This window comes from Micromonospora sp. NPDC005205, assembly GCF_040608275.1.
Taxonomy (GTDB): domain Bacteria; phylum Actinomycetota; class Actinomycetes; order Mycobacteriales; family Micromonosporaceae; genus Micromonospora.
The window spans coordinates 253,526-267,743 of the sequence record NZ_JBEXHV010000008.1; the positions used below are offsets into that span (position 1 = coordinate 253,526).

General features: G+C 70.6%; 15 protein-coding genes and 1 riboswitch. Of the genes, 2 read left to right on the forward strand and 13 right to left on the reverse strand.

What is annotated here, in order from left to right:
• The first annotated feature begins 64 nt into the window (after positions 1–64).
• Positions 65–265: a DUF5999 family protein gene (locus ABZU43_RS17570; RefSeq protein WP_007460326.1), complete on the forward strand. Its 201-nt coding sequence runs from the start codon at positions 65–67 to the stop codon at positions 263–265.
• A 149-nt stretch (positions 266–414) separates the two neighbouring features.
• Here the strand turns inward: ABZU43_RS17570 and gcvP are convergent, their stop codons facing one another.
• The 3 genes from gcvP to ABZU43_RS17585 all read right to left on the reverse strand — a co-directional run bounded on the left by gcvP (position 415) and on the right by ABZU43_RS17585 (position 5,523).
• On the reverse strand, positions 415–3,237 hold the full coding sequence (gene gcvP, locus ABZU43_RS17575; RefSeq protein ID WP_355007548.1) for an aminomethyl-transferring glycine dehydrogenase: 2,823 nt from the start codon (positions 3,235–3,237) through the stop codon (positions 415–417).
• Between the two features lie 73 nt (positions 3,238–3,310).
• Positions 3,311–3,409, reverse strand: a riboswitch (glycine riboswitch).
• Between the two features lie 106 nt (positions 3,410–3,515).
• A complete protein-coding gene (locus tag ABZU43_RS17580; protein WP_355007549.1) occupies positions 3,516–4,358 on the reverse strand; it encodes an NAD-dependent protein deacetylase in 843 nt (280 codons plus the stop codon).
• Between the two features lie 97 nt (positions 4,359–4,455).
• On the reverse strand, positions 4,456–5,523 hold the full coding sequence (locus ABZU43_RS17585) for a MerR family transcriptional regulator (RefSeq protein ID WP_355007592.1): 1,068 nt from the start codon (positions 5,521–5,523) through the stop codon (positions 4,456–4,458).
• 100 nt (positions 5,524–5,623) lie between these two features.
• Here ABZU43_RS17585 and ABZU43_RS17590 point away from each other — a divergent pair, with 100 nt between their 5' ends.
• On the forward strand, positions 5,624–6,280 hold the full coding sequence (locus tag ABZU43_RS17590; RefSeq protein WP_355007550.1) for an NAD(P)H-binding protein: 657 nt from the start codon (positions 5,624–5,626) through the stop codon (positions 6,278–6,280).
• Between the two features lie 54 nt (positions 6,281–6,334).
• Here the strand turns inward: ABZU43_RS17590 and ABZU43_RS17595 are convergent, their stop codons facing one another.
• The 10 genes from ABZU43_RS17595 to ABZU43_RS17640 all read right to left on the reverse strand — a co-directional run bounded on the left by ABZU43_RS17595 (position 6,335) and on the right by ABZU43_RS17640 (position 14,213).
• On the reverse strand, positions 6,335–7,294 hold the full coding sequence (locus tag ABZU43_RS17595; protein WP_355007551.1) for a class I SAM-dependent methyltransferase: 960 nt from the start codon (positions 7,292–7,294) through the stop codon (positions 6,335–6,337).
• Between the two features lie 114 nt (positions 7,295–7,408).
• Entirely contained in the window at positions 7,409–8,104 is a 696-nt protein-coding gene (locus tag ABZU43_RS17600; protein WP_355007552.1) for a cell division protein DivIVA, read from the reverse strand.
• The gene (locus ABZU43_RS17605) at positions 8,101–9,282 is read right to left on the reverse strand and encodes a globin domain-containing protein (RefSeq protein ID WP_355007553.1); all 1,182 of its coding nucleotides are present in this window, start codon (positions 9,280–9,282) and stop codon (positions 8,101–8,103) included. The genes ABZU43_RS17600 and ABZU43_RS17605 overlap by 4 nt, the downstream gene beginning before the upstream one ends.
• 2 nt (positions 9,283–9,284) lie before the next feature.
• Positions 9,285–9,683 (reverse strand): group 1 truncated hemoglobin, encoded by a 399-nt coding sequence (locus tag ABZU43_RS17610; RefSeq protein ID WP_355007554.1) that lies wholly within the window; start codon positions 9,681–9,683, stop codon positions 9,285–9,287.
• A 258-nt stretch (positions 9,684–9,941) separates the two neighbouring features.
• Positions 9,942–10,538 carry a MerR family transcriptional regulator gene (locus ABZU43_RS17615; protein WP_355007555.1) on the reverse strand — a complete coding sequence of 199 codons (597 nt, stop codon included), beginning with the start codon at positions 10,536–10,538 and terminating at the stop codon, positions 9,942–9,944.
• Between the two features lie 160 nt (positions 10,539–10,698).
• Entirely contained in the window at positions 10,699–11,163 is a 465-nt protein-coding gene (locus tag ABZU43_RS17620; RefSeq protein ID WP_030327706.1) for a bifunctional nuclease family protein, read from the reverse strand.
• Between the two features lie 185 nt (positions 11,164–11,348).
• Positions 11,349–12,050, reverse strand: a complete 702-nt coding sequence (locus ABZU43_RS17625; RefSeq protein ID WP_355007556.1) for a MerR family transcriptional regulator — start codon at positions 12,048–12,050, stop codon at positions 11,349–11,351.
• A gap of 50 nt (positions 12,051–12,100) precedes the next feature.
• Positions 12,101–12,553 carry an FHA domain-containing protein gene (locus tag ABZU43_RS17630; protein WP_007071101.1) on the reverse strand — a complete coding sequence of 151 codons (453 nt, stop codon included), beginning with the start codon at positions 12,551–12,553 and terminating at the stop codon, positions 12,101–12,103.
• 214 nt (positions 12,554–12,767) lie between these two features.
• Positions 12,768–13,148 carry a glycine cleavage system protein GcvH gene (gcvH, locus tag ABZU43_RS17635; protein ID WP_091397961.1) on the reverse strand — a complete coding sequence of 127 codons (381 nt, stop codon included), beginning with the start codon at positions 13,146–13,148 and terminating at the stop codon, positions 12,768–12,770.
• Positions 13,149–13,208: 60 nt separating this feature from the next.
• Entirely contained in the window at positions 13,209–14,213 is a 1,005-nt protein-coding gene (locus tag ABZU43_RS17640) for a DUF881 domain-containing protein (protein WP_355007557.1), read from the reverse strand.
• Positions 14,214–14,218 lie beyond the last annotated feature (5 nt).

Sequence of the window (14,218 nt, forward strand, 5' to 3'; positions counted from 1 at the left end):
TTGGTACTGTGCGTCACTGGTCATGTGAACCATGACACAGTGCCCCCACAGTCCGGAGAACCCGATGTGCCAGCACCAACCGACCTGCCCCTCCGCTGAAGCCACCGACCGGGAAGCCGCGCGGGTCCTCGCCTGCTTCCGTGAGCAGGGCTGGAGCCTGCTCTGCAATGGCGTCATCGTCTTCGAGGACACCGGCGAGCTGCTTCCTGACGGCAGCAGCATCGCACCGCACCGCGGCCCCGCCCGCCACGCTCTCGTGGCCTGACCGACCACTCAGCGTCACCGTTTAGCCGCCGTCGACCCAGGCTAGTCCCCCGGTAAGGGACGTCCCCGCCCAGGTCGCAGCGGCTGCCGGGGCAGGCCGTACCGCCCGCCCCGGCGCGCCGTCGTCAGTCTCGACCGGCTGCGGCGTCGTCAGTCCTCGAACGCCTCCGGCGACGGGCACGAGCAGACCAGATTCCGGTCGCCGTACGCGCCGTCGATGCGCCGCACCGGCGGCCAGTACTTCCCGGCCCGGTCCACCCCGGCCGGGTACGCGCCCACCGACCGCGGGTACGCGTGCGACCACTCGTCACCGCTGACCATCGCCGCGGTGTGCGGCGCGTTCGCCAGGGGATTGTCCCCCGCCGGCCACGCCCCGGAACCCACCTGCTCGATCTCCGCGCGGATCGCGATCATCGCGTCGCAGAACCGGTCCAGCTCGGCCAGGTCCTCGCTCTCGGTCGGCTCCACCATCAGCGTTCCCGCCACCGGGAACGACATCGTGGGCGCGTGGAAGCCGTAGTCGATCAGCCGCTTCGCCACGTCGTCGACGCTCACCCCGGTCGCCTTCGTCAACGGCCGCAGGTCGAGGATGCACTCGTGGGCCACCAGGCCCTTGTTGCCGGCGTACAGCACCGGGAAGTGCCCCCGCAGCCGCGCCGCCACGTAGTTCGCCGCGAGGACCGCCACACCGGTGGCCCGGGTCAGCCCCTCGGCGCCCATCATCCGCAGGTACGCCCACGGGATCGGCAGGATCCCCGCCGACCCGTACTTCGCCGCCGAGATCGCCGGCGTGGCGTCGGCGTGCGCGCCCAGCGGGTCACCGGGCAGGAACGGCGCCAGGTGCGCGCGCACCGCCACCGGGCCCACCCCCGGGCCGCCGCCGCCGTGCGGGATGCAGAACGTCTTGTGCAGGTTCAGGTGCGACACGTCCGCGCCGAACTTGCCGGGCTTGGCGAACCCGACCAGGGCGTTGAGGTTCGCCCCGTCGACGTACACCTGCCCGCCCGCGTCGTGGACCTTCGCGCACAGCGACGCGATGCCCGTCTCGTACACACCGTGCGTGGACGGGTACGTCACCATGATCGCGGCGAGCGCGTCGCGGTGCTTGTCGATCTTCGCGTCGAGGTCGACGAGGTCGACGTTGCCGTCGTCGTCGCAGGTCACCACCACGACCCGCATCCCGGCCATCACCGCCGACGCCGCGTTCGTGCCGTGCGCCGACGACGGGATCAGACACACATCGCGGTGCGTCTCCCCCCGCGACGCGTGGTACGAGCGGATCGCCAACAGGCCGGCCAGCTCACCCTGCGATCCGGCGTTGGGTTGCACGCTGACCGCGTCGTACCCGGTCACCTCGGCCAGCCACGACTCCAGCTGACCGATCATCTCCCGGTACCCGGCGGTCTGCGCGTCCGGGGCGAACGGGTGGATGTTCGCGAACTCCGCCCAGCTGACCGGCTCCATCTCGGTGGTCGCGTTCAGCTTCATCGTGCACGACCCGAGCGGGATCATGCCCCGGTCCAGGGCGTAGTCGAAGTCCGACAACCGCCGCAGGTAGCGCAGCATCGCCGTCTCCGAGTGGTGGCTGCGGAACACCGGGTGGGTGAGGAAGTCGCTGCCGCGAATCAGGTCGACGGGCAGCGCCGCGTCCGCGTCGGCGTCGAACGCGGGCACCCCGAACGCCGCCCACACCTGCGCCAGGTGCGCGTCGGTCGTGGTCTCGTCGCAGGACACCCCCACCCGGTCGGCGTCGACCAGCCGCAGGTTGACACCACGCTCCGCGGCGGCGGCCACCACCTCGGCGGCCCTCCCGGGCACGGTCGCGGTGACGGTGTCGAAGAACGCGACGTCCGCGACGTCCACCCCACCGGCGCGCAACCCGGCCGCGACCCGCGCCGCCATCGCATGGGTACGCGTCGCGATGGCGCGCAGCCCGTCCGGGCCGTGGTAGACGGCGTACATGCCGGCCATCACGGCCAGGAGCACCTGCGCGGTGCAGATGTTGCTGGTCGCCTTCTCCCGGCGGATGTGCTGCTCACGGGTCTGCAACGCCAACCGGTAGGCCGGGTTGCCGTCCGCGTCGCGCGACACCCCGACCAGGCGCCCGGGCAGCATCCGCTCCAGGCCCGACCGCACCGCCAGGTAACCGGCGTGCGGCCCACCGAAGCCCATGGGTACGCCGAAACGCTGGGTGGTGCCGGCGGCGATGTCCGCGCCGATCTCCCCCGGTGCGCGCAGCAGCGTCAACGCCAGCAGGTCCGCCGCCACGGTCACCAGGGCGCCGACGGCGTGCGCCGCCTCCACGAGGCCGGCGTGGTCGCGTACCGCACCGGACGCCCCCGGATACTGCAGGTGCAGGCCGAAGAACTCCGCCGGCAACTCGTCACGCTGCACGTCGAGGACCCGCACGTCGATGCCGAGCGGCTCGGCCCGGCTGGTGATCACCGCGATGGTCTGCGGCAACGCGTCGGCGTCGACGACGTACACGCCGCTCTTGCTCTTGGAAGCCCGCCGCGCCAGGGTCATCGCCTCCGCCGCCGCGGTGCCCTCGTCGAGCATGGAGGCGTTCGCGGTGGCCAGGCCGGTCAGGTCGGTGACCATGGTCTGGAAGTTCAGCAGCGCCTCCAACCGGCCCTGGCTGATCTCCGGCTGGTACGGCGTGTACGCCGTGTACCAGGCCGGGTCTTCGAGGACGTTGCGGCGGATCACGGCCGGGGTGTGCGTGCCGTGGTACCCGAGCCCGATCATGGAGACGGCGACGGTGTTACGCGCCGCGAGGGCCCGCAGCTCGGCGATCGTCTCGGCCTCGGTGGCCGCCGCGGGCAGGTCGAGGGTGCCGTGCCAGCGGATCACCTCGGGGATCGCGGCGTCCATCAGCTCGTCGATCGAGTCGTGCCCGACGACCTCCAGCATCCGACGCTCATCGTCGGGGCCGGGACCGATGTGACGGGTGGCGAACTGCTCTACGGTCATAGGGGGCGCTCCCGGGGCGAGGTCGACGTGTCGGCCTCCCCCTCTGTCGCACCCACAGGGGCACTCCACAGCGCCTGCCCACGAGGTCCTTTTGCCTGAGAGGTTCCGGGGAGGATTTGCCCCTTCGGCGCCGCCCTGCGTGCTGTCGGGCGGTCTCTCCCACGTGGGTGTTACCGGCGTGGTCAACGCTACCAGCGTCGGTGTTTCCGGCAGATGTCCTACCCCCGGGGGGCTGATGTTCCCCCTCCTGGCCGGGGTGCCCATCCGGGGCTGGCCCGTCAGACCCCCAGCGGCGTCCCGGCGCCGACCCGCGCGGCCAGCTGCGGCAGCACCGCGCCCAGCGGCGCGTCGACGCACACGGTGGCGTGACCGTCACCCCGGGTCGGCCCCTGGTTGACGATCGCGACCGGGATGCCCCGTTTCGCGGCCCGAATCACGAACCGGCGCCCGGACATCACCGTCAACGACGACCCGAGCACCAGCAACGCGCGGGCCTGCTCCACGGCCGCGAAACACCGCGCCACCCGCTGCGGCGGCACCGTCTCACCGAAGAACACCACGTCTGGTTTCAGCATCCCGGTGCCGCAGATCCCGCAGTCCACCGGCCGGAACGCCTCCACCTGCTCATCGGGGAGATCAACATCACCGTCCGGGTTGACGGCGGCGACGCGGGCCACGAACTCCGGGTTGGCCTCGCGCAACCGCCGGTGCAGTTCCTCCCGGGAGGTGAGGTTGCCGCAGTCCAGGCAGGTCACCTCGTCGAGGCGGCCGTGCAACTCGATCACCGACGGGCTGCCGGCCGCACCGTGCAGACCGTCGACGTTCTGGGTGATGACCGTGTCGACCAGCCCGGCGTGCTGCAACCCGGCCACCGCCCGGTGCCCGGCGTTGGGCGCCGCGCCCGCGATCAGCCGCCAGCCCAGGTGGCTGCGCGCCCAGTAGCGGCGCCGCGCGAGGGGATCGCGGGTGAACGCCTGGAAGGTCATCGGCGTGTGCCGCCGCGCGACCCCGCTGGGCCCCCGGTAGTCCGGAATTCCCGACTCGGTGGACAGGCCGGCGCCGCTGAGCACCACCACCCCGCCACCGGCCACCAGCGAGTGCAACGCGTCGAAGCTCTCCATCACCTCTCCATGCTGCCTCAACCGGGCCGCTGACGCCGAGCCCGCGCCGGGTGGGCGGCCCCACCCGGCGCGGACGACGGCCATGCGGCGATGACGGTTATGCGGCTAGGACGTCGGCGACGACGCAGGCGATGTTGTCCGGGGCCCCCTCGGCCCGCGCCAGATCGATCAGCGCCCGCACCGTGTCCTCGGGATCGTCCGTCGCAGCCAACGCCGACCCCAACCCGGCCCGGTCGACGACCGCGGACAGCCCGTCGGAGCACAACAGGTACCGGTCACCCGGCACCGCGGTACGCAGCGCCAGATCCGCCTCGACCTGCCGGCCGCCACCGAGGGCACGCACCAGCACCGCGCGCTGCGGATGCGTCGCGGCCTGGTCCCGGTCGAGCCGACCCTGATCAACCTGCGCCTGCACCCAGGTGTGATCCTGCGTGAGCAACGACAACTCACCGCCGCGCAGCAGGTAGGCCCGGGTGTCACCGACGTGCACCAGCGCCAGCCGGGAACCGCTGAGCAGCAGCGCGGTCAGCGTCGTGACGGGCTGGTCGGTGTCGGTGGCCAACCCGTGCACGGCACTGTCGGCGGCGCTCACCGCGCCGCCCAGCATCGTCAGCAGGTCCGCGCCCGGCACGTCGGTCAGGGCCAACGGCTTCAGGGCGTCGACGGCGGCGGCGCTGGCGGCCGCGCCGCCGGGCCCCCGCATCCCGTCGGCCACGGCGAGCAACCGCTCGCTGGCGTACGCGGTGTCCTCGTTGCTGTCGCGCACCAGCCCGGTGTCACAACCGGCGGCAGAGCGAACGACGACTGTGGGATTCGGGTCAGACATGGTGGTACCCCCTTCAGACAGGTGGTCCACGAGGAGGGTGGCGAGCCGGGCGCGGGCCGCGGTGTCGGCGCTGACCTGCCGCCAGTACGCGGTGACCGCGTCAGCCGCCGCTGCCGGCTCCAGGTCACACACGACCCGGATCGTCGCCAGCGGCATACCGAGCCGACGCAACTGGGCGACCAGCCGCGCCACCGGCAGTTGAGCCGGGTCGTAGAGCCGGTAACCGGACTCTGGATCGACAGCGGCCGGCACCAGCAGCCCACCCTGGTCGTACAGGCGCAACGCCTTCGGCGTCAGCCTCGCCGCCCGGGCGAACGCCCCGATGGTCATCAGCCCCACGTCGACATCCTCCTCGCGCCGGTCACGGCGACCGGCACCCACCAGGCTCAGGGTTGCCCGAAGGTCAAGGTCAAGCCGATGACGCCGGTAGGTTGGGCGCATGCGCGTCGTCATCGCCGGAGGCCACGGCAGGATCGCCCTACTGTTGCAACGCCACCTCGTCGGGCGCGGCGACACCGCCGTCGGCCTCATCCGCAACCCTGAGCAGACCGCGACGCTACGCGCCGCCGGCGCCACCCCCGTCGTCTGCGACCTGGAACACACACCGCCGGAACAGGTGGCCGAGCATCTGCACGGCGCCGACGCGGTGGTCTTCGCCGCCGGCGCGGGTCCCGGCAGCGGCGCCGCCCGCAAGGACACCGTCGACCGGGCCGCCGCCGCGCTGCTCGCCGACGCCGCCACCCACGCCGGCGTCCACCGCTACCTGCTCGTCTCCTCCATGGGCGTGGACACGCCACCCGCCCCCGGCACCGACGACGTGTGGGCGGCGTACCTGCGCGCCAAACGCGCCGCAGAGGACGACCTGCGCCGCCGCGACCTGGCCTGGACGGTGCTGCGACCCGGCCGGCTCACCGACGACCCACCCACCGGGCGGGTCACCCTCACCCCACACGCCGGTAGTGGCGCGATCAGCCGCACCGACGTCGCCCACGTCCTCGCCGCGCTGCTCGACGAACCGGGCACCACCGGCGCGACACTGGAACTCGTCGACGGACCCACCCCGATCGTCGAGGCCGTCCGCGCCGCCGCCAGCTGACCGACCCGTCGCGCCGCAGGGGCTCGGCTGACACCCACCCGCCAGGTGTGGCCCTCAGCCGCCGGGGCGGTGCGCGGCGACCAACACCGGCCCACCGGGGACCGTCGGAAAACGCCGAACGTCACCCAACCCGGCCTCCGCCAGCACCGCCGCCATCCGGTCGGCGTCGAAGGCGTTGCCGCCGTTGCGGACGGCGTTCCACCGGTCGACGGCCGCCCGCAACGGGTCCCCGGCCGGCGGATTGGTGCCAGCCACCAGCCAGCCACCGGGTCGCAGCGCCTGCACCAACCGGGGCAACGCGAGCGCCAACGTCTGCTGGGGAAGAAACGGCGCCGGCACCCACACCAGGTCGTACCCATCCGGCTCGGCCACGTCCGCGACGTCCTGCCGGCGCACACTGATCCGGTCCGCGACGTCGCGCGCCTCGGCCAACTCCCCGCGGGCCAGGTCCAACGCCCGCTGCAGCACGTCGATGCCCACCACCGACACCCGGGGCAACGCGCGGGCCAGGGCGACAGCCAACGCCGCCACGCCGGTGCCCACGTCCAGCACCCGGGCATCCGCCGAGTCCAAGCGCTCCGCCAGCCCCGCCAACTCGGGCACCACCCGGGTCGCCAACGCCCGGCCGGTCGCCGCCGACGCCCGACCCTGATGCAGCAACACCTCGTCGTCGACCTGCGCCCAGCCCGCGCCACCCCCGCCGGAAGGCTCCTGCGCCGCCGCGGCGACCGCCTGCCGCAGCGAACTCAACCGCGCCTGCACCGCGCTGCGCCCGGTCGGCCCGTCGGCAGGCACCAGCGACGGGTGCGCGACCGGCGTCCCGCCGTCCCAGGACAGCAGACCGGCCGCTTCCAGTACCGCGCTGCGGTGCGGCGACGCCGCGAGGACCTCGGCGAGCGGGGCCGACAGGGCGTCACTCATGGTGCCGACAGCGGCCGCCAGCGCCCACGCCGACGCCTCCAACGCGGTCAGCGGGTCCGCCGATCTGCCGGATGGAGACGGTGATACCGACACGACGGCACCTCTCCCCGGAGCGGGCCACCGGTCAGCCCCGCCTGACCCCTCCGACTATGCCACCGCCGCCAGCGCACCGGGTGGGGTCCACGTCAGCGCACCCCACCCGGCGACTCAGCGCTGCTGGTGCCGCGGCAACGCCGACTGACCCACCACACCACCCACGAACGGCGCCCCCGGCGTCTCCGCCGCGATCCGATCCATGGTGCGCGCCAACTGCTCACTGCCGTCGTCGAGATGCCGCGCCGCCGCCTGCATGTGCGACACCATCATCTCGCCGAAGATCCGCAACGCCTCCCGGGTCGCCACCGTGTCGTCGAAGCTCGACCCCGCCGCGCTGCGGTACTCCGCCACCGCCCGCTCCGCCTCCTGCTTCGCCTCCGCCTCCGCCGCGTGCAGGTAACTCTCGTACTGCACCCGGGCGTACTCGGCGACCCGACGCGCGTAGTCATGCGCCTGCGCGATTATCTGCTCGGCCTCCCGCTGCGCCGCCGACAGCAGATTCACCTCACGCGCCGCCGGAAGCTTCGCCGCCGCCCCCGTACTCGGGATCACCCCGTGCCGGTGCAACTCCACCCGGTCGGTCAGCCGCTCGTTCTCCGCCCGCAACGTCGCGATCTGCGTCGCCAACAGGTCCAACTCGTCAGCGACCTGCACCCGGAACCGGTCCACATCAGCGTTGTCGTAACCACGCCGAGCGAACGACGCCGCACCGAACTCCCACCGCCGAACCCGGTCGGCGGTCATCCGCACCTGCACACCGCCGGACACCTGCACCCCGTCATACCGACTGATCGGCGTCGCACTCACCTGTGCCCACCTCCCGAAGTGCCACCCGCAGCCGACTGCTGCACCGCCGTGCGCCACGCCGGGCCGTACCACTGCGCGCCCAGGCCCTCGTGGTGCACCTGACCCGCGTGGTAGCCCGCCTGCACCAACGTCCGCACCGCGTGCGACACCATCTCGTCCGACCCACACACGAACACGTGCCGGGACCGCCAGTCACCGTCGGCCAACGCCCGGTCCACCGCCTGTACGAACTCCCCCGGCCGGTGCATGTCGGCACCGACCACGTACGTCACCGTCAACCACGGATACGACGACGCCAACTTGTCGATCGCATCGCTGTCGTAGAACTCGCTACGGGACCGGGCCCCCACATACAGGTCCACCCGCCGGCGGGAACCCTCCGCGGCCACCTGCTCCACCAACGCCTTCATCGGCGCCCAGCCGGTACCCGACACCAACAGCAACAGGTCACTGGAGCCCGCCGCCCACAACCCCAGCCGGTCCCCCACCGGCGCCGCCAGGTGGACCGGATCCCCCACCGCCGACCCGTACACCAGCCGCGACGACACCGCACCACCCGGCGCGGCCCGCACATGCAACTCCAACGTGCCGTCCGCCCGCGGCGCGTTCGCCGGCGAGTAGTACCGCCACGACCGCACCGACGGGTGCGACACCCCGATCGACTGACCCGGCGTGAACGGCAACAGATACTGCGGACGCACCGTCAACACCGCCACGTCGAACGCCCGCCGCTCATGCGCCACGATCTCCGCCACCCACCACGGCGGATTGACCGCCTCAGCGGCCTGCGCGGCCTCCACCATCACCTGGGCGACCAACCCGTACGCCGCCGTCCAGTCCGCAGCCAACTCGTCGGTCCACTGCTCGGCGAGGAAATGCTGCAACGTCGCCACCAGCGCCTCACCGACCGCCGGATAATGCTCCGCGCGGACCGCGAACTTGCGGTGATCCGCGCCGAGATCCTGCAGGAAACCCACCAGCCGATCCACCTGGTCCACGTTGGACACGATGTGACCCAACGCGGTCACGAGGCGATCCCGCTGACCAGCCATGTTCGTGGGGAACATCTGCCGCGTCTCGGGATGAGCGAGGAACAACGTCGAGTAGAAGTAGAGCGGCACCTGGTCGCCGTGACCGGCGACCACCGACCAGCTCTGCTTGAGGCGAGCGGCGTCCACGCTCAGACGCCCGACCTGTTCCCGGCAGCCACCACCTGGCCCTGCACCTGCCCCAGCACCGTCTGCACATCGGCGATGACGTCCGCCGGCACTCCGAGCTCGGTCAGCGTCACCGTCAGGTACTCGCCCACCTTCGCGTAGTGGCCCGCCGTGATGTTCAACGGCTGGTGCGCCTCGTCCAACCCGCGACCCGTGTACTCGTTCGGGCCACCCAGCACCACCGTCAACATCAACGCCAGATGCCGCCGCTGACCCGCCATGTCCACGCCAGCGAAATAGCCCGCCAACTCCGGGTCCGCGAGCACCTTGTCGTAGAACAGCTCAACCGCCGCCTTGACCGAACTGGCACCGCCAATGCGGTCGTAGTGCGAGGCGGGAACAGTCTCTTCCGTAACAGTCACGGTCGTTCCTTCCGGGGGTGAAGGGTCCAGAACCGTGAGGGACCATAGCGTGTCAACCGCCCCCGGTCAGCGCCCCCTTATCGGATTCCCGACAACACGACGACACGGTGCGTCACCACTACCGATGGGTATCTCCACAATGGGCAACCGACACGACACCCACAGTATCCACAGTGGACCGACACGGTCGATCAACCCTCGCCACCGTCACCGACGGTCGCGAGAAAACAACCGGAAAAAAACCGAAAGATCGAACTGTCAGCCGGCGCGCCGCCGCGCCCGCCGCGCCGCCAACTCGTCACCCACCGGATCCGGGCCCGCCGCCACCACCGGCTCCACCGGGCCGCTCGTCGCCGGCTCCGCCGGCAGATGCGACAACGACCCCTGGATCTCCTTGAAAGCCCCACCGATCGCGATGCCGAAGACCCCCTGGCCACCCTGCAACAGGTCGACCACCTCCTCCGGAGACCGGCACTCGTACACCGTCGTCCCATCAGAGATCAGCGTGATCCCCGCCAGATCCTCCACACCACGCGACCGCAACGCCTCGATCGCCTTACGGATGTTCTGCAGGGACACCCCCGCATCCAACAACCGCTTCACGACCTTCAACACCACCAGGTCCCGGAACGAATACAACCGCTGCGTCCCCGAACCCGAGGCATCACGAACGCTCGGCACCACCAGCGTCGTCCGCGCCCAGTAATCCAACTGCCGGTAACTGATGCCCACCGCATGGCAGGCCGTCACACCCCGGTAACCAACCGAACCGTCACCCTCAGCCGCCACACCTGGCGACGAGGCACCCGACTCGTCGAACTCTGCACCCGGATCGGAATCCCGCGGCTCGTGCATCCGGACAACCTCCCCGTCAGTGTGGCGACGCATCGTTTCCTCCGACGCGCACCCCTCGACATGGAAACCCTATCGCCACCGTCAGGGGTTACCACGGAGGAACCGACGCGACACGCCGCGCAGCCACCGAGAAAGATCACCAACAGAGCCCAGGCACACCTCAGCCCGCGAAATCCTCCGGACGCACCTGCTCCAGGAACTCGCGGAACTTCTCCACCTCGTCCTCCTGCTCATCAGGGATAACGATCCCCGCCTCGCTGAGGACCTGCTCCGCACAACGAATCGGCGCACCAACCCGCAACGCCAACGCGATCGAATCGCTCGGCCGCGCCGACACCCGCACCCCATCGCCGATCAACAGATCAGCGTAGAAGACGTTCTCCTTCAGCTCGGTGATCTCCACCGCCTGCAAGGGCGCCTTCAACGCCGCCAACACGTCCCGCAGAAGGTCATGCGTCAACGGCCGGGCCGGCTTGACCCCCTGCTGCTCATAAGCGATAGCCGTCGCCTCGACCGCGCCGATCCAGATCGGCAGATAGCGGTCCCCCTCGACCTCCCTGAGCAGGACGATCGGCTGGTTGCTGGGCAGCTCCACCCGAACTCCGACCACGCTCAGCTCGCGCACCGCCGCCTCCGTGTCGTTGTCACCTACGCCGCACCGCGCCTTTCCCTGCACGGTACACGGACCGCAACACGGCCGTCCCATGCGCTACAGCACCACGCCCGCGCCGAAAAGGGGTTACCCCGGCAAGCCTACGGCACGCTTCCCGGAAGAGATCTTTCCGCTCAGCCGCCACCCACCGGGCACCCTCACCGACCCAACGTCGACCGCAGCCCCACCCGCACCAACGCCGCGTGCAACTGCTCCGACAACGCCACCAACTCCCGCGCCGTCTCCGCCGCCCGCGCCCGCGCCGCCGGATCACTCTGCCGCGCCAACGGCGCCACCAACTGCGCGAACAAACCGACCTCCCGGTCCGCCGCCGTCCGATAACCCCGCAGGTGCCGCGGCTCCAACCCGTACGCCGCCAACCCCGCCACCGCCGACGCGATGATCAGAGCATCACCGTCATACCAACCCGGCGGATCCGACACCAGCACACCGAGCCGCTCCAACTCCACCAACGTCGACTCGTCGATCCCACTGCGCGCCACCAGATCCGCCCGGCCGAGCCGCACCTGCGACGACTCGGCCGGCTCCGCGAACTCACGACCCGGCACCGCACCATCAGGACCAACCGCAACCAACGCCGGCCGCGACCGCTCCGGCTGCTCACCGGACGAATCCCACTGGGCCAACTGCTCCCGAATCACCCGCAACGGCAGGTACCTGTCCCGCTGCGCGGTCAACACGAACCGCAACCGCGCCACATCGTCCCAGCTGTACTTCCGGTAACCCGCCGCCGTCCGCTGCGGCTCGACCAAACCCTCGGCCTCAAGAAACCGCAGCTTCGAAATCGTGGTATCCGGAAAATCCACCCGCAACTGCCCAAGCACCTCACCGATGCTCATCAGCGGCTCAGACCGAGCCGCCCCGGGTGACATGGAGGCCGCAGGCTCGTTCACCCCCGGCCGGCCTCCTCCTCCGGGCGCGGACCGGCGATGAACACCACCCGGAACTTACCGATCTGAACCTCGTCACCATTGCTCAACGTGGCCGCCTCGACCCGCTCACGATTGACGTACGTGCCATTCAGGCTACCCACGTCCCGCACCGTGAACGTCCCACCATCACGGTGGAACTCCGCGTGCCGACGCGACACCGTCACGTCATCCAGGAAGATGTCACTGTCCGGGTGCCGGCCACTGGTCGTCACATCGTGGTCCAACAGGAACCGGGCACCCGCATTCGGGCCTCGACGAACCACCAGCAGCGCCATACCCGGCGGCAACGAACCGGACATCCGGCTCGGCACCACATCGGTATCCGGCCCCTCCAGCACTTCGTCGAGCGAACCGAGATTGAGCGTCGAAGTGACGTCGAGTGGGGGGAACTCGTCGTCTGGCCGCGTCATGGGACCACCTCACGGATCTGTTCGGTCGGCGTCGGGTAATGGCGGGTCTGGCCGCCGGGCACTTGAACACCCGGCGGCTGGCTCCCCGTGCCCGGGAAGGCAATTCCGCAACGCTCAACTATTGGGTTCTCGGTCGACTGGGCGAGCCTAGCCAGCGCCGAAATGCAGGGCAACCGGACGCGCGCAGACATCCCGCGCACCGGATCAAGCACACTCAGCCTTCGGTGATCTTCTGATACGCGGCCGCCGTCAGCAACCCATCCGTCGCAGTCGGATCGTTCGGCGTGATCTCCACCAACCAACCCTCACCGTACGGATCAGTGTTGATCAGCTCAGGCGTGTCAGCCAACGCATCGTTGCGCGCCGCCACCGTACCGGCCACCGGCGCGTAGATCTCCGACACGCTCTTGGTCGACTCGATCTCACCCAACGAGTCACCGGCCGCGACCACCGCACCCGCCTCGGGCAACTGCACGTACACGATGTCACCGAGCGCGTCCTGCGCGAAGTGGGTGATGCCGACCCGGACCGAAGCCGTGCCGTCACCCGCCACCCACTCATGCTCGGCGGTGTATCGCAGATCCTCGGGAATCACCAGACGCGTCCTTCATCCATCGGTGCCCCGGACCACCCGGGTCCGGCGCGGCCGCGCCGGTCAGGAGACCGGACGGGCGTGTTCCAACTTGATCGGCACGTGCAGCGCCGAAACCTCGGCAACCTCACGCTCCCCAAACGTCACGTTACCGCCGTCACCCCGGACCGACGCCACCACCCCACCAGGAATGTTCAACGCCGTACGCATCGTCGCCGGATCACCGATCACCGTGATCGTGTACGGCCCCGACAACCGACGCCCCTCCACGATCAACGACGCGTTGTTCTCCCCATCGAGGAAGTACGTCGACGCGATGATCCGCACCGTCGCCCGATCCCCACCGGAAATCTGCATCGCCTCGGCGCCCGCACCGCGCAGCTCCTGCACCGCGTCCAACACCCGGTTCGCCGAAATCGGCTTCACACCGGCGTCGAACTGCACAGTCAACCCCGGACCCACAGCCGGCAACGTCCCCGCCAGGATGCCCAACTCGTCCGCCCGCCGCGTCGCCTCATCCAACGCCGCCTGACGACCCTGCTCACCCGAGCGCAACTGCCGCTGGCTGTCCTCCAGAGCCCGGATGTCCTGCTGCAGGCGATTCTCCCGCGCATCCAGATCCGACAGGATCCGGACCAGGTCCTCCTGACGGGTGGCACCCAGAGTCGGGTCCGTCGACGTCGTCTTCAACTGCACGACCAACGTGAACCCCAGCAACGCCAACAACGCGGCGATCATCACCCCGGCCGCACTCCACCGGGACCGGCCAGCCACCACCGGCGCCGCCGACTCCGTCACCGGCTCCGCCAACCCGTCGGAACCCGCAACCGGCTGCTCCCCCGACCGCGACACCGCGCTCAGGTCCACCGTCGCACCATCGTCGACCGGCTCCACACCTGGCTCCGCCACAGGCTCGTCATCCGCCGGCGCCTGCGGCGCCAACGGGCTCAACTCATCCGGATCCGGCGCATCCGGCCGCGGATCCGGCTCACCCGCCGGCCCACCCGGCCGCACCGGACCCACCGGCTGCGGCCACCCGGTCCCCGTGTCGGTCTGCTCGTCACTCATCGCAA

Coding starts and splice junctions, on each gene's coding strand:
- ABZU43_RS17615 (WP_355007555.1), bottom strand. CDS start 10,538: ATGCACGAGCCGCGGGATTCCGATCCGGGTGCAGAGTTCGACGAGTCG.
- ABZU43_RS17570 (WP_007460326.1), top strand. CDS start 65: ATGTGCCAGCACCAACCGACCTGCCCCTCCGCTGAAGCCACCGACCGG.
- ABZU43_RS17640 (WP_355007557.1), bottom strand. CDS start 14,213: ATGAGTGACGAGCAGACCGACACGGGGACCGGGTGGCCGCAGCCGGTG.
- ABZU43_RS17580 (WP_355007549.1), bottom strand. CDS start 4,358: ATGGAGAGCTTCGACGCGTTGCACTCGCTGGTGGCCGGTGGCGGGGTG.
- gcvP (WP_355007548.1), bottom strand. CDS start 3,237: ATGACCGTAGAGCAGTTCGCCACCCGTCACATCGGTCCCGGCCCCGAC.
- ABZU43_RS17630 (WP_007071101.1), bottom strand. CDS start 12,553: ATGACGCGGCCAGACGACGAGTTCCCCCCACTCGACGTCACTTCGACG.
- ABZU43_RS17590 (WP_355007550.1), top strand. CDS start 5,624: ATGCGCGTCGTCATCGCCGGAGGCCACGGCAGGATCGCCCTACTGTTG.
- ABZU43_RS17625 (WP_355007556.1), bottom strand. CDS start 12,050: ATGAGCATCGGTGAGGTGCTTGGGCAGTTGCGGGTGGATTTTCCGGAT.